The organism is Macrococcoides bohemicum (assembly GCF_016865215.1).
In the GTDB taxonomy this organism is placed as follows: domain Bacteria; phylum Bacillota; class Bacilli; order Staphylococcales; family Staphylococcaceae; genus Macrococcoides; species Macrococcoides bohemicum.
The window spans coordinates 1,281,559-1,301,605 of record NZ_CP054482.1; the positions used below are offsets into that span (position 1 = coordinate 1,281,559).

A 20,047-nucleotide genomic window follows, 5' to 3' on the forward strand; every position below is an offset into this window, starting at 1 on the left:
AAATGTATAACAGATTGGTTTTTATTTTTGCCTTTAAATCTGTTCTATGCTTTGTATAACAGAGAGGTGGTTCAATGTATATTGAGATTGATGAAACGAGTAGTGTACCGGTTTATTTACAACTTGCCAATCAAATGATTCATCATATTGCAGAAGGGAATGTCGTACCTTATGATCCATTACCTTCTGGTCGTGCATTTGCGAAGAGTCTTCAGATTAATATGCATACGGTGAACAAAGCTTATCATTATCTGGAGGAGAAACAATTGATTCTTGTGCAGCCGAAGTCCGGAGCGATAATTCATCCTGATGCTTTAAAGGCTGCGACAAAAGTTGAACGGGAAGATTTAATGAGTCGTTTGAAACCGATTATTGATGAAGCGAAGTGCAAACAACTGGATGTAGCTGATTTACTGAGATTAATTAAAGAGGGAGAGGGTTAATGATGGAAGGTTTATTACTTAGTAGCATATTGTTTTTAACCGGCTTATTGTTCTTATTGAATGGTCGTTTCGTTCGTCGTAATATAATATTTAGTGTCTTTGTGCCTGAGAGTGAAACAGATAATGGTGCAATTGAGACGGTAAAGGCACAATACAGAAAGCAAATTTTAATGTTAGCCATTGCTGTAGCACTTTTATTTATAGTAATTTATTTAGTTGCCAATCATTCTGCAGCTTTATTAAGCTTTGTTGTATTGCTGCACGTTCTTATTATCGGTGCAATTATTATCTATAAAAGTGCTCATGATCATTTGAAAGCTGTAAAGTTAAGCGAAGACTGGATGAAAGATATTAAAGTAGTGAAAGCGACAGATACGCGATTAATGACAGAAAGTTCGCCACTTCCGAATGTTCTATTTATAATGCAGTTAATCGCATTTATTGCTGCATTTATATTTGTTGCGCTAAATTATGATAAGATACCTGAAACGATCGCTACACATTGGAATTTTGAGGGTGTAGCTGATGATTTCAGTCAAAAGAATTTCCTCAGCGTTTTTTCTCCAGGCTTACTTGGATTAGCCATATTATTATCACTTTGGGCAAGTTCAAAGGGGACAAGCTTTTTCAATACAACTGTAAATCCTGCTGTCAAAGATGCTTCTATCAATTTTATAAAAAATTCTAAGCTGATTAACAATATGATGATTCACCTTATTTCATTTACGATGACCTTATTATTTATATTAATCTTTATTCGACCTGCAGTGTATAATGATAATTATTTGCCGAATGGCATCATGATGATGCTGATTGGAATGCTGCTTTTAATTACAGCAGCTTGTATCTATTTACAAATTTCGGAAAGCAAGAAGTATCGTCAAGCCATAGCCACTTCAGACAAAGCGCCATATTACAATGAGGAACATTATATCTTTGGACTATTCTACTATAATCCTGATGATCTGAATGTCTGGGTACCTAAGCTTTCAGAAATGGGGATGACATTAAATATGGCAAGACCGATGTCTTGGTTTATAGCGTCTATTTTACTTGGATTACCGATTGCTGTGCTAATTGTAATTACAATTTTCTCATAATGTTTTAATATGAAGTTAACTTCATTTTTTACGAATATTTCGTTAGATTTGAAGCTAACTTCATTTTTTATTTATTCTGTTTTCTATTATTATAAAGATAACAATTAAATCATTAGGAGAGATGCTTATGATTTCATATGAACAATTACAATACAAAGACGTTAATCAATTAAAAGGCTACTTTAAACATGTTATTTCACATACATTTTTAAACAATGGCGTTGATGATGATGAAGACCTTAATAGCGAAATTAATAAAAAGATGACTTATATCAATCGTTATTTTAATGGTTCAGATGATATGTTTATCGTCGCTAAGGATGACGACGTTGTTGTTGGAATTATTGGGTTCTATACACCTAATCAAATGATCCAGGAGCTTGTCGGAGATAAAGTTGATGGATTAAAAGAGATGGGAACATTATATATACATCCTGATTATCAGAGTAGAGGAATAGGTAGTCAACTTATCACGCTTTTAACACAGTTTATGAAAGAGCAGGGTGTCGATTCGTACTGCTTTGATTGTGGTTATAAGAAAGCTATGGCCACATGGACGCGTAAATTTGGTCAACCTACGTATTTCTTTAAAGATTACTGGGATGTAGGAGATCATTATGCTGTTTGGATTGTGGATATCAAGGAGACGTTTGTATGATTCAACCTTTGACGTTAGAAAAGTTAGATACCGTAACCAACCTTGCTTTAAGACTATGGCCGGACAATATATATGAAGATTTAATAAATGAATTTAAGACTTTAATCGATCATGATAATCAACGTGTATTTCTGTATCATGACAATCATCTGGATGTAGGTTTTGCGCATGTCAGTTTGCGTGTTGATTATGTTGAGGGGACAGAAACAAGCCCTGTAGGTTTTCTTGAAGGCATTTATGTCTTACCTGAATATAGAAATTGTGGAATAGCACGAGCACTTATTACAACTTGCGAACAGTTTGCTAAAGAGAATGGGTGTACTGAATTTGCTAGCGATTGTGAGTTAACAAATATAGATAGTATTTTAATGCATGAAAAATTAGGGTTTGAAGAAACAAATAGAATCGTGTGTTTTAAAAAGAAAATAGAATAATTTATATTTTTATTGCATGTGTTCCGGCAAATGTGGCGTTGTATTCCATATTTGCCGGACTTTTTCGTAGGTTTTTATGTTTTTTCGCGGCTAATATGGAGTGGCAGCCCATATTAGCCGTTTATTTATTTCTGTTTTAATATCTTGAAAAATAAGAACATACGTTCTATTTTTATTGAAATAGAACGTATGTTCTGGTATGATAAATGTATCATCAAAGATTATAAGAGGGTGCTTAATATGTATGATTACAGTCTATGTGAGAAAAGGAATGTACTCTGTATTGACCAGAAGAGTTTCTTTGCGAGTGTTTCTTGCATCATGAAAGGACTTGATCCTATGACAACAAAGCTCGCTGTTGTCGCTGATACGAAACGACAGGGGTCTGTTGTACTTGCTGCTACACCACCTCTAAAAGCAATGGGGATAAAGACCGGTTCACGTTTATTTGAAATACCTCATCGTTCTGATATTTATATTATCAATCCTTCGATGAACACTTACCTGAAAGTTGCCAGTCAAATTGCTGAGATTTCACTGCAATATGTTGCACCGGAGGATTACCATCAATATAGTATCGATGAATTTTTTATGGATGTTACAAAGAGTTATAAACTATACGCAGAAAGTCCGTATGCGCTTGCCTTAAAGATTAAACAGGAGATTTATGATAAGACGCAAATTCAGTGTGCCGTGGGAATAGGGGATAATGTCTTACTCAGCAAGATTGCACTGGATATGGAAGCAAAGACACAACCGGATGGTATTGCTGAGTGGCATTACGAAGATGTACCGGTAAAGATGTGGTCGATTGAGCCGTTAAGTAAGTTCTGGGGAATTAATCGTCGCACCGAGAAGAAACTCAATCAAAAGGGGATATTCACGATTGGGCAGCTTGCTAATTATCCGCATCATTATTTAAAGCGCGATTTCGGTATTATCGGAGTAGACCTGCATTTACATGCAAACGGAATTGATTCAAGTTTAATCCGAGAGAAACATCATATTTATAAACCCTCTATTAATAAAAGTCAGATTTTAATGCGTGATTACCGTTTCGATGAACTACGAGCTGTCGTGTTAGAACATGTTGAAGAAGTAACATTCAGACTACGTGCCGACAATATGATTGCACGTACGATTTCTTTTACTGTTGGCTATAGTGATGAAGGAAAAGTAAATAAAAGTTACACATTATCTGAAGGGACGAATTTAACCGCTGATATCTTTCAGGTTGTGTGGGGATTTATGATGCAGTTGTGTGATAAAAAGCGTATGTATCGTACAGTAAATATTTCACTTACGAACTTTATTCGTGAGGAAGATCGTCAGTTATCACTCTTTGTCGATGAGTTTGAACGTGAGAAACAAGAGAGACTGGAAAAGACGGTAGACCAGCTAAAGATACGTTTTGGGAAGAATAGTGTCTTGCGTGCAGTATCGTATACAGAGCAAGGCACGGCGATGAAGCGCAATGGTCTTATCGCTGGTCATAAGGCATAGTCAGATATCGTGAATATAAACACAAGCACTATAATCAATCATAAAACCAACCTGTATTTCTGGAATTATTCATCCATCAAACGTATAATAGACATAAATTGTTAATATATCTATCAATATGAGGTGAATACAATGAAAGAAGATGTAATCCGTTATGAGAAAGTCTTAAATGAAACAAGTGAAATTGTTGAAAAGATGAATGCGTTATTAGATCAATTGAAAGCAAATAGCGCAGATTATAATGCCTTAAAAGACTATTATGGTAGCGAAGAGTATATGCGTGATGTAGATTTATCAAATGAATCTGATACGTATCAGGATATCCCGACTGGTGTATTGTCTGAAGACGGCGTATATAACTTAATTGCTGAACAGTATACATTAAATATCAGAATGCTGGAAATTTCGACACAGCAATTGAAGACGCATTAATGATTTGATAAGAAAAAATAAAACAAAAATAACTAAGATATTATAAAAAAACAAAAAACTTTCAGGACCTGAAAGTTTTTTTATCGTTTAATCACAAGCTCTGAAAAGTTATAGAATCCTGCCGTAGTCACTTTGGCATTATGAATGCTATTTGGTACTTTAACTTCCTGAGTAATGTTGAAGATAGGGTAGAGTGTATGTGATTCAAATAACGACTGATTAATCGCATGATTCAGTTCATTCCACTCACGAGTATCTGTTGTGATATATGTAGCATAATAATCACTCAACAGAGGATATTGTTGTGATAAATGGTGATGCATCGTTTTATTTTGATAGAGCATCGTAAAGTATTCAAAGGTTTCCGCTTCACTAAAGAACATACCGTGGATATAGATATCCCCCTCAATTGTTATTTCACTTTTAAAGGAAGTCATAATATCGATAGGTTTTAATACCGCTTCTATATTGTATCGCTTTAAATATCTTTTATACTGGAGCATCTTTTTTTCGATATAGCTCGGATAGACAATTATTATAGAGAAATGATCTTCTAATTTATTTAATGATTTAAGCGAAAATGGCTGATCTTTCAGAATATAAGGGGTTCCTTTACTTGTGTGTATATCTTTTACATGATGAACGGACTGCTGAAATAAGTAATGCACCGTTGCTTTCTGCAGATCTGATAACTTATTTTGAGCGAGTGACAGCACATAATAAAAACCATCTGTTACTTCGATATGCTGGAACGTATCACTATCACTTAATGTAAAGTTAGTTTCTTTAAGCTTCGGTATATAGATTAATTCAACTTCATCAAGATATGATTGATAGCCATAATACTGATTAAAAGATTTTAAAGTCGTTTGAAATTCATTATTCATTGCGATATAAAATGATCCTGTACCAATAATTTGCTGCTTATCCTGCTTATAGATTGCAAGATTTAACTTACATAATACGTCTTTGAAATATGGAAAATCGTGATAATATACTTTAACTGTAAGTTTATTAATCACTTCAATTGAAACAATTGGACTTAATAACACTTTCGTCTCCTGATACGCTATCGCATGACTCAGACATCGCTTAATATCTTCAGCAGTCACTTGAGTACCATCATGAAAGTAAACATTCTTCCGTAAATATATCACTGCATGATCATCATAAAAATCGATATGCTGTGCTATCTTAAAATGATATTGATTCGAATGTTTATCATAAGTGATTAACGTGTCATAAATATTACTTAATATATTTGAGCTATTGATATCAACCACTTCTAAAGGATGAGAATAGAGTGGGGCGTAGCGCTTCTTAACGACTAATTTGTCTACATCAGCTGTAGATACCCCGAGTAATTGATTAGCTTTCGTAATCAACATCTGTTTATGATGAATAGACCAGTCCCATGTTAAATATTGAATAGCATCTGACAAATGATATGGCGTTAGCATTGCATTCACCTTATTGAAATATAATGTATCGATATCCACGAACCATTGAACCGTTGATTGATTCCCTCGACCACGTGCACTCTGAAAAGTTAGATAACCACTATCCTGCCATCTTTTTAAACTTCTGGATAAATGCTTCTGGCTCACATTTAACTGTTCACTGACAGACGATTGATGAAATGCTATAATCTTTAAATTATAGAATGACAGTAATAATTGTTCCATAACTCCTCCTAAAAGTGGACTAAAATAAAATATTGTCCATTTTTAAATCATTAAGTCTACTTTATCATATGTAGAAAGTTAGGGGGAATGAAAATGAAAGTTCGTGACTTACCAATCAATATCCAACTCAGATTGTGGGGTTCATTTGTCAATCGCTGTACTTATAGTGCGACACTACCATTTATTGCACTATATTTAACTGATCAGCTGAATGCAAGAATCGCTGGATTGTTTTTAGCATCAATCGTCTTTGTCCAGTTTATCAGTAATATTTGGGGAGGTTACTTAGTCGACCAATTCCCGAGAAAGAAGATGCTGATATTCGGTTCATTTGCTGAAGCATTATCGCTAATATTTATGTGGCTAACCGTTGTCAACTCATGGATTAATCTATTTATGACGACATTTATACTCTTTACCATATTTAGTGCATTTCGCAGACCTTCTATGAGTGCACTAGTTCAGGATTCAGCAACAGATGAAAATAAGAAATTATTATATCGGATGGATTACTGGCTGATTAATTTATCACTGGCAATAGGCGCACTTCTCGGTGGACTATTCTATAACGAACATAAAAGCTGGTTATTCTTTGCTTCAGCGATGGTGGCACTGTTATTAAGTTTCTTATATATGAAATATATTGAAGAAACAAACAGCTTTATCCGTAAAAAAGAACATAAAAATGTATTTGTAGATTTGTTCATTGCATATCAGACTGTCGTTAAAGATAAACGATTCGTATTAATGGTAATCGGTACGATGTTTATTGCAACTGTGGAGCTCATGACAAGTACTTACGTTGCTGTAAGATTACATAAAAACTTTGACACAATTTACTTGTCCGGCTTTGAAATTACCGGTGTTAGAATGTTTACAATCATTAACCTCGTTAATACAATTACCGTTATTACATTTTCTTTATTAGTTGGTAAGTGGTTAGAGAAGTTTAAAGTAAGTAGAATTCTAGGATTTGGACTATTGATGTATGCAATAGGATATGCAGTACTTACTTCTGCAAATATGTGGTGGCTGATTATCATAGCTGTGCTTATTGCTACATTTGGTGAAATGATATTTGCACCGATTAAAAGTGCTGAAATGCTGACACTAATACCAAAAGAAAAACGAGGTACCTATAATACATTCAGTTCATTCACATTCAGTGGCGCACAGCTATTATCTAATGGATCTTTAATCCTTGGTACATATTTAAACCCATATGCGATGAGTGTAGTTGTGTTTGTGATTGTTACAATAGGGGCAACGCTCATGATGAATAGCTTGTTTAAAATGAAAAAAATTAATATTACATAGATATAAAAACTTTCAGGAGACTGATAATTCCTTAGAAAATTTAATAAACTTTCAGTTAACTGAAAGTTTTTGTATTTTTCTTATCAACCATTGTACTCCCCCTCATTATCAGATAAGATTAAATTATCAGTAAATTTGAAAAGGAGAATGTAAATGTATCCAGATGTAAATTGCACGATGCAAGAGATTGAGCGTTTAGTAAATATTCCAGGTCCTTCAGGTTTCGCATTTAAAGCGATTGAATATGTGACAGAAACGTTAGAGAGTATTGGCTATGAGGTAGAACAAACCAATAAAGGTGGGGTATTGATTACTGTGCCCGGGAAAGATGATACACGTCATAAATACTTAACAGCACATGTTGATACTTTAGGTGCAATGGTTAAAGAGATTCTACCGAGTGGTCGTTTACGTTTATCAATGGTTGGTGGTTTCAGATGGAATGCTGTTGAAGGTGAATACTGTGAAATTCATACAAATGATAAAGTGTATACGGGAACAATCTGTCTGCATGAAACAAGCGTCCATGTTTATCGTAATGCAGGTGATATTAAACGTGATGAGGATCATATGGAAGTTCGTATTGATGAAATCGTAAAGTCTCAGGAAGATACTGAAAAATTAGGTATCAGTGTCGGAGATTTTATCACGTTCAATCCAAGATGCGAGATTACAGAATCCGGATTTATTAAATCACGTCATTTAGACGATAAAGCAAGTGCGGCGATGCTTATTCAACTGTTACGTCATTTAAAAGCTGAAAATATAGAATTACCACATACGACACATTTCTATTTCTCAAATAATGAAGAAATCGGTTATGGTGGTAACTCCAATGTTCCGGATGAAGTTGTAGAATATATTGCTGTTGATATGGGAGCATTAGGAGATGGACAATCATCTGATGAATATACGGTATCAATTTGTGCGAAAGATAGCTCAGGTCCTTATCATTATCAATTGAAACAACATCTCGTTCAGCTTTGTAAAGATAATGAAATTGATTATAAAGTTGATATTTATCCGTATTACGGTAGTGATGCAAGTGCTGCAATGAGCGCTGGTTATGATGTTAAACATGGTCTATTTGGGGCTGGTATTGAATCAAGCCATGCGATGGAACGTACACATAAAACTTCACTTGAAAATACGGAAAAGTTAATTTATCAATATGTATTGAGCAATGTAATCTAGTATAAATATAAATTTAGAATTTTCTGATAAATTTAAGGTTAATATTTTGAGACACACGTCCTTTTTCGTTATAATGTTGTTAATATATAAGAAGGGGCGTGTTTTATTTATGACAAAAAAAGTATTAATGGTACTGACAAATCAAGAGCAGTTCAGTGATGGTACACCAACAGGACTATGGTTAGAAGAAGCTGCAGCACCATACAAGATTTTTGAGAAAAATAATATCGCAGTAGATTTTGCTTCAGTTAAAGGTGGCGCAATCCCACTAGATCCAAACTCTGTAGCTAATGATGAAACGAAGACATATGCAGATGTCGTTAAGAAATTAGGCGACTCTCTAAAATTGAGAGACGTTGTATTTGAAAATTATGATGGCGTATTTATTCCGGGTGGACATGGTACGATGTATGATTTACCTAATGATCCGGATTTGCAGAACATCCTTGCATTCTATAAAGAAGATGGCCGTGCAATCGGAGCTGTTTGTCATGGTCCAAGTGCATTTGTTGGTGCTAAACTTAAAGATGGCAGCTACTTAATTGACGGTGTTAAACTTACTGGATTTACGAATAACGAGGAAATTGCGATGAAGCTAGATGAAGTTGTTCCATTTGCATTACAATCAGAGTTAGAAAAACAAGGCGGCCGCTTTGTCGTGGGTGAGAATTTTACATCACACGTTGTAACAGATAAGAAGTTCGTGACCGGCCAAAATCCTCAATCAAGTGTCGAGGTCGCAGAAGCATTTGTAAAAGTACTATAAAAAATAAACCACATGGGGTAATGCCTCATGTGGTTTATTTCATAAGTAAGAGATTTCTTAAGATTAATCCGAGTACAACACCGATAAGTAAACTTAGCATCGTCCCAAGTAATATATATTCACTTGTCTTATCAATCTTCTCTAAATTGTAATTTGGTTTATCATCTTTAAGGTCATTAAACCGAAGTATCGATTTACTTGCGATAACGAGTCCAATTGCTGTATATTCTCCAAAAGCGATAAACATCAGGATCAGTAACCTTTCTATATAACCGATCATTAATCCTACGTTATCTGACTGCTTCGTCTTTGTTTCACTCATGGCCGATAAAACCCATTTAATAATAGGACCTGACATAATAAATAACAGTATAAATATCGCAATTAAAATAATTTTCAGCATAATGCGTACTCCTTAAAAGTATTTTGGATATACAATGTGTTGTGATTGTTATCATCAAGTTGAGTTAACGCCGCTTCTATCAGCATTAACTGTTTTTTATGGCTTCGCTTTAAATGCTCTGATATTGTTGACAGACTTTTACCAAGGACTTGCGCAATTTCTTTTTGCTGATCATATACATAGGAGAGAAGCAGCACTTGTTGCTGCATTTCAGAATGATTATGAACGATTTCAGTTAAATATGGATATAATACGTTGTTGATAACCGTAACATCCTGTTCTTCAATCGTTAAATGAAAATCTGTAATGTCTGACTGTTTAATTTGCGTTAAATTACGACGTGCCTGTTTAATGATAGGTGCATTCCAATGTTCAAGGTTTCCGGTAGGTATTTCTTCATTACTCGCAGCAATTCCGAATTTAATTGGTTGTGATTTATAGGGCCATAACAACTTAATATAGAAACTTGTAAAAAGGGTTGCTGACAGACTATCGCTCACAAAAAATAATTCATCACCCATACGAAAATTAATATATTTAAACGATACGTCCTTTGTCCACTGTTCAATTTCTTCAGTTAAATGCACTAATGTGTGACTGATTGCCGCTGTATTATCGAACTTTGTACTTCCGGAAACATCCATTACGAATAAAGATAACATCTTATACCTCCAGTTCGTTTATTTAGACGAATTACTATAATTTCGTTTATATAACCGAATTATAGCATACATGAAGTGATTAAAGTAACAATATAAAGTTGATAGTAGAGCATAAGTAATGTACAGATATTTAATATAAATTTATGTTAGACAAAATTAGTGTAAATTTCATTTAAATCTTCTTTATTGATGAAATATTAACGCTATGAAGTGATTAAATAGACGCTTTTATGTTATTATAATGCATGAGATTAATGAACAATAGCGTTCATTTGAATAAGGAGAATCATCATGAAATTTATAAACTTATCAAGAGAAGCTTTCGGAGATTATACAGATAAACAGTCATATAGCCATTTTACGCAGATGGCAGTTAACTATGATTTGAAAATCGCTGAAGGTGCTGAAGTACATCTCGTAGGCGTTACAGATGATAATGAAAATATCATAGCAGCAGGTCTTTTCACCGCTTTACCTGTGATGAAGGCGTTCAAATACTTCTATTCAAATCGTGGTCCAGTCATGGACTTTCACAATAAAGCGCTTGTGACATTCTTTTTCAAGGAATTAGAACGTTATTTAAAGCGTCATAAAGCACTTCATCTTAGAATCGATCCATATGTACCATATCAACTGAGAGATCATGATGGCAAAGTGATAGAAAGCTATGATACAAAAGATATATTCACACAATTAAAAGCATTAGGCTTTAAACACCAAGGATTTACGACTGGTTTCGATCCAATACATCAAATTCGCTGGCATTCGGTGCTAAATACTGCAGGTTTGTCGGAAAAAGAAGTATTGAACAATATGGATAGCCTACGTAAACGTAATATCAAAAAAGTGATTAAAAACGGTATAAAGGTACGTGATCTCTCAATAGACGAACTGCACATCTTCAGACAGTTTATGAATGATACGAGTGGAAAAAAAGAGTTTGTTGATAGAGAGGATGCATTCTATAAAAATCGAATACAGTATTTCGGTGATCGTGTGAGAATGCCACTCGCTTATATTGATTTTTCTACATATATACCTGAGCTCATTGCAGAAGAAGTTGATGTGAAAGCTCAAATCGATAAAGCTAAAAATGAACTTGAGAAAAAGCCTGATGCGAAGAAATGGAAAAATGTACTTACAACAAGCGAAAATCAGTTAACAGCAATTAAAGAAAAGCTCGCTGAAGCAAAAGCTTTACAGCAAAAACATGGTGATACTTTACCGATTGCTGCTGCATTCTATTTAATCAATCCATTTGAAGTCGTTTATCTTGCAGGTGGTACTTCAAATGAATTCAGGCATTTCGCAGGTAGTTATGCAATACAATGGGATATGATAAAGTATGCAATGGAATCAGGGGTTAATCGTTATAACTTCTACGGTATCAGTGGTGACTTCACGGAAGATGCAGAAGACGCTGGTGTAATCAAATTTAAAAAAGGATTTAACGCAGATGTAATCGAATATATCGGAGATTTTGTATTGCCAATCAATAAGCCGGTTTACAAATTATACGAAACGATGAAGAAAATACGTAAATAAGATTTGAAGGGAAGATTTTCATGGAATTCACTGAGTTGACGGTTGCAGAATATACTGATTTTATTTGGAATACAACTGAAATGAGTCACTATTTTCAACTGCAGGAAAACATAAAGAATAGAGAAGCTGACGGTTATCCAGTTGTATTACTAGGTGTTAAAGAAGAAGGCGAAGTCATTGCTGCCAGTCTATTTTCTAAAATACCGACATTCGGAAGTTATTTCTATTATTCAAACCGTGGTCCAGTAATGGATTATAAGAATTCAGAGCTTGTTGATTTTTACTTCAAATCACTTGATACATATTTAAAAACGCATCAAGCTTTATATGTGAAACTAGATCCTTACTGGATATATAAATTATACGATAAAGATGTGAATTATAAAGAAGAATATGGCACAAATGACGCGATTATTAATCAGTTAAAATCGCTTGGATATAAACATACCGGTTTCTCAGTAGGGTATACGATGGATACACAGGTCAGATGGATGAGTGTATTATACCTTCAAGATGAAACGCCAGCCTCTATAATGAAACAATTTGATTCACAACGTAAACGTAATGTGAAAAAAGCGCAAAAATACGGCGTGAAAATCCGACTGCTTGGTAAAGAAGAATTAGATGTATTTTTAGATTTATATCGTGAAACGGAACAACGCGCTGGTTTTATTGCTCGTCCAGATCGTTATTTTGAAGGATTCCATCAATACTATGACGATAAAGTACTATTACCGTTAGCATATATTGATCTTGATGAATATATTGAGAAATTATCGAATGATATTACAGAATCTGAATCAAAACGTGATCAGATGATGGCAAATGAAAATAAATCTGATAAGCAGATGAAGAAAATTGAACAGTTAGATTGTGAAATCAATCACATGCAAGAAGAATTACTGGATATGAGCACATTACGTAAAACTGATGGAAAAATTCTTAATTTAGCTGCTGGTATGTTTTTCTTAAACCATTTCGAAGTGAATTATTTCTCTGGCGGTTCTAGTGAGAAATATAATAAATTCATGGGTCCATATGCAATGCACTGGTATATGATCAATTATTGTTTTAAACATGGATTTGATCGCTATAACTTCTATGGTGTATCTGGTGATTTCAGTGAATCTGGTGAAGATTACGGCGTATATCGATTTAAACGTGGATTTAACGCTCAAATTGAAGAACTTGTTGGAGACTTTATTAAGCCAATCAATAAACCTAAATATGCTGTATATCAAGCCGCATTAAAAACGAGATTAAAATTAAGTGAATTAAAACAACGTAAACAAAATAAAAATAATCAGTCAGAAGATGAATTAGAAACGACAGAAAATATTGTATTACAAAAAGGACCGGATAAAATTAGTGAGTCGAATTAATCATTAAGTTATAACAATGGAATAAATAATCTAAAGAACAATATAAGACATCATATAATATAAATGTCAAATAGTATTATATGATGTCTTTATTCAATATTTTAGTTTACATAATATATATTATAGGAAGTTGTATGCAGAAGAAAAAGATACTACCTATTTCGTAGTATCTTCTATTCTTTCCATTATTAATGTATAAATGTTTCAATTATAAATAATTAATTACATTTACTTTAAAGCCGTTAATTCATAAGCAGCAATTGTTCCGCTCATTTCATGACTTGCAAGTAATACCGGTTGTTTTGTCGGAGAATGTTTCGCATCGATAAATGTTAAACCTTCCGGTGAAATATCGCCATTATCATTTGCTTTGAAATATGTTTCAAATACAGGTTTCTTCGGATTTGAAACGTTATAAACCATAATTCCACCAGTTCTTTCTAAACCAATAAATGCATACGTTTTACCATTGATAACGCCAGTTATAACTGATTCTGGCTCTGGACCTTTATCGTCACTTCTTGAGTCAAATTCAATTTTACCAAGTTCTTCCTGATGTGAATTGAATGTATCTTTATTTGCTTTTGCAGTAATTGATTCAAAATCTGATCCTGAATCGTACACTAATCCTAAATTACCCGCATTGCGAATTGAGAATGAACGTCCACCAAATGTTACAGGAACAGTGAATTTACCTTCTTTATTAACAAAACTTTGAGCAGTTGTTGTTTTAAGACGTCCAAGATGCTTGTCATCTTCTAAATCTTTAATATCTGTACCTTTTAAATATTTACTATTTAAATCATATTGATCAGCGATATCTGCAATTCTAGTTTCTTCACTATATCCTTCGTAATCCTGTGAATCCCCTTCATTTGCTGTTAATAAGTAAGTTTTACCTTTTATCGTCATTTGAGCAATACCGTCAGGTTGATACATACCAAGTAACGGATAATTTTTCATATTAATCTTTTTATCTTTATCAGAAACATCAATTGTATGCTTTAAATATGATTTATAGCCTAATCCTCTTACTTTTACGAATTTATCTTTTTTAAGATCAAACTTTGCGATCGCATTACGCTCCTGAATCGTAATATATGCAAATTCATTTTTATCATCTATCGTTACATATTCTGGTTCAAGATTTAAGAAGCTTTCTTCAGCGGTACGGCCAAGATGACGTAAGTTACTTGGAATCATCTTTTTAGAGAATTTAACTGTCTTAACTGCTGATTGTTTTACTTTACCTAGTGCATTGACTTTAATTGAAGATACAGAACCTTCCGGATTAACAGTATAAGCATCATTCGGTTCACCTTCGTTAGTAACGATTAATTTCTTGCTATCGTGCGTGAAAGTTAACATATCTGGCAATGCCCCAACAGTAACCTTACTGATTAATTTACCGTCTTTATCTAAAAATGCAACGCGTCCATTGTCTGTTTTTTCTTTTGCAGGAATACTGATAGCGATATAGTGATATTTCTTATTCACTGCGACACTTGTAATATCACTACCTTCAATACCAAGGTCTTTTAATAAGATACGTTTCTTTAATGTGAATTTCCCTTTTGATAATTTAGACATATCTATAATATCAACTGCATTTAATGCACCGTTAATTGAGTATGCTTGTTTGTATTGTGGATCATAACTTACAATTTCAGTACCGCTTTCACCGAATTCAGTCTTTGAATCATAGCGAGCTAATTGAGAAACTTTAATCTTGCTATTTGGTCCATAATTGTTTACTGATTGTGCATCAGCAATAGGTGTTGCTAGTAATGATGTTAACGCTAAAGTACTAATAACTTTGCCTACATTTTTCATAATGACGTTCTCCTCAAAATTTATTCTTTAGGATATTTAATATGTACAAATTAAATTTTAATGTAATGATGTAAACCACGAATAAAATTTATTAATAAAATGTAAATATTTGATTACAATATAAAATAAAGCGGTCAGGAGATTTCCTGACCGCTTCTTTAAGCTTTTAACGATTTAATTTGTTTTCATGATGCTTTACCGATTCCATCTCAGCACGGTTTTGATTTTCATCATATTTACGTTTTTCTAATTTTGCTTTTTGTTTTAACTTTCTGTTCTTGCGATAATCTTTCGTCATATACCAGAATAAAATGCTTAGCAATAATGAAATAACCGCTAAAAAGCCTGCATATCCAAGTAAAGGTTGGTAAGTAATATCGTAAAAGTTAGGTAGTATAAACGCCACAATTGCTAATAATAAAAACGTAATGATCGGTGCAAAAAGAAATCTACCTAAAGCCAACCCGAAAATCAATGAGATAACAAGCATCCCTACAATAGTGATGAACAGAAAGTTCGGAATTTCATAAAAGTTTATCGTATTTAATATCATCATTTTATCACTCTCTTATCCTTTATCAATTTTAGAAAATACAAAACTTATTATACCCTATAATTATAAATATAAAATCAATATTCGGTAAATTTCTTATCATTTAAAGAAATCTTTAGAACTTTAGAAAATACTTAATATTTTACGAAAAACACTTTTGCGAAAATTTCAATTGCAAGTTAGCCACAACATCCAAATTAATAGAGATAGTAACTTAATGGTTCACTTAATAATCCTTCGGATTTTAGTGACTTCAGAAACAGGTATGTAGGTGTTTCGTAATCTAGAATTTTTCTGGGATAATTGTTCATCCAGTTTTGGATACGATAAATTATCTCATCAGATACTGATCCCATACTGATTCCTTTAGGGATTATCCTTCTAATGAATTTATGGTGGTTTTCTTTAGTACCTCGTTCCCATGATGAATAAGGGTGCGTAAAGTATATTTCAGTATCAGGTAATGTCTCTGTAAGGTCACAGAACTCTGATCCGTTATCAGAAGTAATAGACTTGAATATTCGTGAAAATGAATTACCTATTTGATCTTTTAATTGACTTAATGCTAATGTGACAGCATCATTAGTTTTACTTTTAATAGGAACGATGATTTCAAATCGTGTCTGTCTTTCAACAAGTGTAAGTAACGCTTTTTCATTTTTAAGTTTAGAACCAATTACAGTATCTATTTCCCAATGACCAAAGACATCTCTAGAATTGATTTCATGACTTCTATCTTCGATAGATTTTCCTAATACTTTTTTATTTTTTCGACTAGGTCTTCTATTTGTATTTGGTTTTCGTGAAATCTTCTCTATAAGGTCGATATTAGAGGTCTTCATAATTCCTCTTTCAATCCAGTTATATAGTGTTGAAACACAAGGAATAATAGAATCACAAAAAATATTATTCTTTTTAGCATAGGCAACTACGACATCGGGAGACCATTTTTTATTCAACATCATCTTATCAGCCCAATCAATAAAAGCATGAGATAGCTGATGTTTTGGAGTCCTGTAAGAATTCATACGATTTGTTTCATATTTAAGTTGAGCAACATCAGGGAAATAGCATTCATAATCATAAAAATATTCTTTACCATTAGAAACTACGCGCTTAATTTGTTTAACAGTTCCTCTATTGATCTCATTGTTAATTGTTTGAGGTGCTCTATTCAAAATTTTAGCAATAGCACGATTTGAATAATTTTCACTCTTCAAAACCTGAATTTGATATCTTTCAAATTCAGTTAAGTGTTTTCCTTTAACATGATTAGTGGTACCATTTAGATGAGTCATTTGCATTCATTCCTTATTGTTTGTTGTGGTAACTACAATATTAACATGGATGCACATGGCTCATTTTTTATTTTTTAAAGCACACCGTAGGTGGCTAACTTGATTATAGAATTTCCCAAAAACACTTTTGTTAAAAAGATTTCTAAAAATTCATAATAAAGCGTATAATAAAAATATTAACATCTATAATGGATGAGTCTTTAATGACTAAAGGAGAATGTATATGAGTTTACCGAAAAGAAATGAAGTTCCAGTAGAACAAACTTGGGATTTATCTACATTATTTGATTCAAATGATGCATTTTATGCTCAACTTGAGAAAACAATCGCAAGAACGAAGAAATTCAATCAAGAATACGCTGGGACGCTTTCTGATACTAGTAAGATTCAATCAGCTTTAGATGAATATGCTGCAATTAAAAAAGAACTGGATCACTTAGGTAGCTACGCTTCCTTATTGTTTAGTGTTGACCAGACAGATGATACTTCAGGCAAATTATACAGTAAATATGTTAATAGTTATGGTACGATTGCAAGCTTACTGACTTTCGTGGAGTCAGAGATTCTTGCTCTAGATACTGAGATATTAGACAAGTTAAAAGATGAGACTCCGGTTTATCAACGTTATCTTGAAAAACTAATCGAGCGTAAACCGCATCAGTTACATCCAGAAGTTGAAAAGACACTTGCATCTTTCTCACCAGTATTTAGCGCCCCTTATAACCTTTATGATACGACTAAGATGCTGGATATTGATTTCGGAACGTTTTCTGCGCATGGTAAAGAGATTCCGATGAGCTACGTTTCATTTGAGGGAGAACTTGAAGTTGATGCAGATACAGAAATTCGCAGAAATGCATTTAGAAAATTTTCTGATACGTTAAAAAAATATGAAAATACAACAGCAAAAACTTACGATATGGTCGTTCAACAGGAAAAAATCGAATCTGAACTACGAGGATATGATTCAGTGATTGATTATTTATTACATCCACAAGATGTTTCTCGTGAATTATATAATCGTCAAATCGATTTAATCACGACTGAACTAGCACCACATATGCGCCGATATGCAAAGTTACTGCAAAAAGTTAATGGTTTAGAACAAATGAAATTTGAAGATTTAAAGGTTTCTTTAGATGAGACCTTTGAACCAGAAATTACTGTAGAAGAATCTCGTGATTATATTAAAAAAGCTCTTTCGATTATGGGTGAAGATTATATGCAGATGGTAAATGATGCATATGACAAACGCCAGATTGACTTCGTACAGAATAAAGGGAAGTCAACTGGTGCATTCTGTGCAAGCCCGTATCAGGTGAATCCATTTATCTTAATTTCATGGACTTCAAAGATGACAGAAGTATTTGTGCTGGCACATGAATTAGGTCATGCAGGTCACTTCCATCTTGCTCACCAAAATACAAATATATTTGATGAAAGCTGCTCATTATACTTTGTTGAAGCACCTAGCACGATGAATGAAATGCTGATGGCAAATTATTTATTGGCTGAATCAGATGATCCGAAATTTAAACGTTGGGTAATCGCTTCGATTATATCTCGTACTTATTATCACAATTTTGTAACGCATTTATTAGAAGCAGCTTATCAGCGTGAAGTTTATCTATTAGTAGATAAAGGTGAATCCATGACTGCTGATATATTAAATGGTATTAAACGTAAAGTGATCGAAGATTTCTGGGGGGATGCAGTAGAAATCACTGAAGGTGCTGAACTGACTTGGATGAGACAACCCCATTATTATATGGGCTTATATCCTTATACGTATTCAGCTGGACTGACTGTCTCTACGATTATGTCTCAACGTATTCTTAATGAAGGTGAACCAGCTGTACAGGAATGGACAGAAGTACTTAAGAAAGGTGGTTCATTACCACCGGTTGAACTTGCAAATATGGCTGGTATCGACCTTACTACTGATGCTCCGCTTAAAGAAACGATAGCTTACATTGGTTCATTAATTGATGAACTGGAAAAGTTAACTGAAGAAATTGAACAGCAAAAATAAAACAACAACCGCATAATACAGTCATTGTATTATGCGGTTAATTGTTTAAATATTTAATAATGAGGTGTTTATATGAATATGAATGGTAAAGTTGTCATTATAACTGGTGCAGCACATGGTATCGGTAATCACATTGCTGATACGTTTAGAAATAACAAGGCCATCGTCTGTGATATTGACATCCAGCCAGGATGTTACTTTCAGGGTGATATATCAGATACAAATGTAATTGATGCATTCATTCGGCAGGTTATCAGTGAGCATAAGAAAATCGACTATATTATCAATAATGCACTTCCTATTATGAAAGGCATCAATGATTGTACGATAGAGGAATTTAACTATGCATTGCAAGTTGGCATCTCTGCACCATTCTATATCGTGCAGCAATCCCTGCCCTATCTAAATGATAATGCTTCTATTATAAATATCTCATCATCAAGATCACTGATGAGCCAACCACAGACAGAAAGCTATTCCGCTGCCAAAGGTGGCATCAGTGCGTTAACACATGCCTTAGCTGTAAGTTTAAGAGAAAAAGCACGTGTCAATGCGATATTACCTGGATGGATCGATACGACAAACAGTGAATTTACTGGTAGCAATAACTTACAACATCCTGCCGGTCGCGTCGGAGTACCGAATGATATTACACAAATGGTACTTTATTTATGTAGTGATAACGCAACATTTATTACAGGACAGGAATTTGTCATTGATGGTGGTATGACTAAACAAATGATTTATCATAATGATCAAGGATGGTATTATGATAAATAAAACCAACATTGCCGGATACTTAAAGTA

Annotated in this window: 19 protein-coding genes; 13 read left to right on the forward strand and 6 right to left on the reverse strand. The window is 33.6% G+C overall.

Features of this window, described 5'->3' with window-relative positions:
• Positions 1 to 74 precede the first annotated feature (74 nt).
• From HT586_RS06565 to HT586_RS06590, 6 genes are all read left to right on the forward strand, one after another.
• Positions 75 to 443, forward strand: coding sequence for a GntR family transcriptional regulator (locus tag HT586_RS06565; protein ID WP_203545446.1), 369 nt, complete (start codon positions 75 to 77; stop codon positions 441 to 443).
• On the forward strand, positions 443 to 1,543 hold the full coding sequence (locus HT586_RS06570; RefSeq protein WP_203545447.1) for a DUF1648 domain-containing protein: 1,101 nt from the start codon (positions 443 to 445) through the stop codon (positions 1,541 to 1,543). The genes HT586_RS06565 and HT586_RS06570 overlap by 1 nt, the downstream gene beginning before the upstream one ends.
• Positions 1,544 to 1,670: 127 nt before the next feature.
• On the forward strand, positions 1,671 to 2,201 hold the full coding sequence (locus HT586_RS06575; protein ID WP_157742182.1) for a GNAT family N-acetyltransferase: 531 nt from the start codon (positions 1,671 to 1,673) through the stop codon (positions 2,199 to 2,201).
• A complete protein-coding gene (gene aac(6') / locus HT586_RS06580; protein WP_096076539.1) occupies positions 2,198 to 2,635 on the forward strand; it encodes an aminoglycoside 6'-N-acetyltransferase in 438 nt (145 codons plus the stop codon). Before HT586_RS06575 ends, aac(6') begins: the two co-directional genes overlap by 4 nt.
• Positions 2,636 to 2,875: 240 nt before the next feature.
• Complete coding sequence (locus HT586_RS06585; RefSeq protein WP_203545448.1) at positions 2,876 to 4,138, forward strand: Y-family DNA polymerase; 1,263 nt, start codon at positions 2,876 to 2,878, stop codon at positions 4,136 to 4,138.
• Positions 4,139 to 4,270: 132 nt separating this feature from the next.
• The gene (locus tag HT586_RS06590; RefSeq protein WP_203545449.1) at positions 4,271 to 4,570 is read left to right on the forward strand and encodes a DUF4298 domain-containing protein; all 300 of its coding nucleotides are present in this window, start codon (positions 4,271 to 4,273) and stop codon (positions 4,568 to 4,570) included.
• A gap of 80 nt (positions 4,571 to 4,650) precedes the next feature.
• On the opposite strand, the gene HT586_RS06595 is transcribed toward HT586_RS06590, so the two are convergent.
• Positions 4,651 to 6,255: an ABC transporter substrate-binding protein gene (locus HT586_RS06595; protein WP_203545450.1), complete on the reverse strand. Its 1,605-nt coding sequence runs from the start codon at positions 6,253 to 6,255 to the stop codon at positions 4,651 to 4,653.
• An 87-nt stretch (positions 6,256 to 6,342) separates the two neighbouring features.
• Here HT586_RS06595 and HT586_RS06600 point away from each other — a divergent pair, with 87 nt between their 5' ends.
• The 3 genes from HT586_RS06600 (at position 6,343) to HT586_RS06610 (ending at position 9,532) form a co-directional block, all read left to right on the forward strand.
• Positions 6,343 to 7,572: an MDR family MFS transporter gene (locus HT586_RS06600; RefSeq protein ID WP_188017390.1), complete on the forward strand. Its 1,230-nt coding sequence runs from the start codon at positions 6,343 to 6,345 to the stop codon at positions 7,570 to 7,572.
• A 153-nt stretch (positions 7,573 to 7,725) separates the two neighbouring features.
• The gene (locus tag HT586_RS06605; protein ID WP_203545451.1) at positions 7,726 to 8,766 is read left to right on the forward strand and encodes a M42 family metallopeptidase; all 1,041 of its coding nucleotides are present in this window, start codon (positions 7,726 to 7,728) and stop codon (positions 8,764 to 8,766) included.
• 109 nt (positions 8,767 to 8,875) lie between these two features.
• A complete protein-coding gene (locus tag HT586_RS06610) occupies positions 8,876 to 9,532 on the forward strand; it encodes a type 1 glutamine amidotransferase domain-containing protein (RefSeq protein WP_188017388.1) in 657 nt (218 codons plus the stop codon).
• A 34-nt stretch (positions 9,533 to 9,566) separates the two neighbouring features.
• Here HT586_RS06610 and HT586_RS06615 read toward each other — a convergent pair whose 3' ends face one another.
• Both HT586_RS06615 and HT586_RS06620 read right to left on the reverse strand, forming a co-directional pair.
• On the reverse strand, positions 9,567 to 9,935 hold the full coding sequence (locus HT586_RS06615) for a hypothetical protein (protein WP_238999198.1): 369 nt from the start codon (positions 9,933 to 9,935) through the stop codon (positions 9,567 to 9,569).
• Positions 9,929 to 10,597, reverse strand: coding sequence for a sigma-70 family RNA polymerase sigma factor (locus tag HT586_RS06620; protein ID WP_203545452.1), 669 nt, complete (start codon positions 10,595 to 10,597; stop codon positions 9,929 to 9,931). The genes HT586_RS06615 and HT586_RS06620 overlap by 7 nt, the downstream gene beginning before the upstream one ends.
• 291 nt (positions 10,598 to 10,888) lie before the next feature.
• On the opposite strand from HT586_RS06620, the gene HT586_RS06625 reads away from it, so the two are divergent.
• On the forward strand, positions 10,889 to 12,142 hold the full coding sequence (locus HT586_RS06625) for an aminoacyltransferase (RefSeq protein WP_203545453.1): 1,254 nt from the start codon (positions 10,889 to 10,891) through the stop codon (positions 12,140 to 12,142).
• Between the two features lie 20 nt (positions 12,143 to 12,162).
• Complete coding sequence (locus HT586_RS06630; protein WP_203545454.1) at positions 12,163 to 13,524, forward strand: aminoacyltransferase; 1,362 nt, start codon at positions 12,163 to 12,165, stop codon at positions 13,522 to 13,524.
• Positions 13,525 to 13,752: 228 nt separating this feature from the next.
• Here HT586_RS06630 and HT586_RS06635 read toward each other — a convergent pair whose 3' ends face one another.
• From HT586_RS06635 to HT586_RS06645, 3 genes are all read right to left on the reverse strand, one after another.
• The gene (locus HT586_RS06635) at positions 13,753 to 15,357 is read right to left on the reverse strand and encodes a choice-of-anchor I family protein (RefSeq protein WP_203545455.1); all 1,605 of its coding nucleotides are present in this window, start codon (positions 15,355 to 15,357) and stop codon (positions 13,753 to 13,755) included.
• Positions 15,358 to 15,523: 166 nt separating this feature from the next.
• On the reverse strand, positions 15,524 to 15,895 hold the full coding sequence (locus tag HT586_RS06640; RefSeq protein ID WP_203546556.1) for a hypothetical protein: 372 nt from the start codon (positions 15,893 to 15,895) through the stop codon (positions 15,524 to 15,526).
• Between the two features lie 212 nt (positions 15,896 to 16,107).
• Positions 16,108 to 17,208, reverse strand: coding sequence for an IS30 family transposase (locus HT586_RS06645; RefSeq protein WP_203546518.1), 1,101 nt, complete (start codon positions 17,206 to 17,208; stop codon positions 16,108 to 16,110).
• 217 nt (positions 17,209 to 17,425) lie between these two features.
• Between HT586_RS06645 and pepF the strand changes: the two genes are divergently transcribed.
• Both pepF and HT586_RS06655 read left to right on the forward strand, forming a co-directional pair.
• Entirely contained in the window at positions 17,426 to 19,240 is a 1,815-nt protein-coding gene (gene pepF / locus HT586_RS06650) for an oligoendopeptidase F (protein WP_203545456.1), read from the forward strand.
• Positions 19,241 to 19,312: 72 nt separating this feature from the next.
• Entirely contained in the window at positions 19,313 to 20,020 is a 708-nt protein-coding gene (locus HT586_RS06655; protein ID WP_198337219.1) for an SDR family oxidoreductase, read from the forward strand.
• Positions 20,021 to 20,047: the final 27 nt, after the last annotated feature.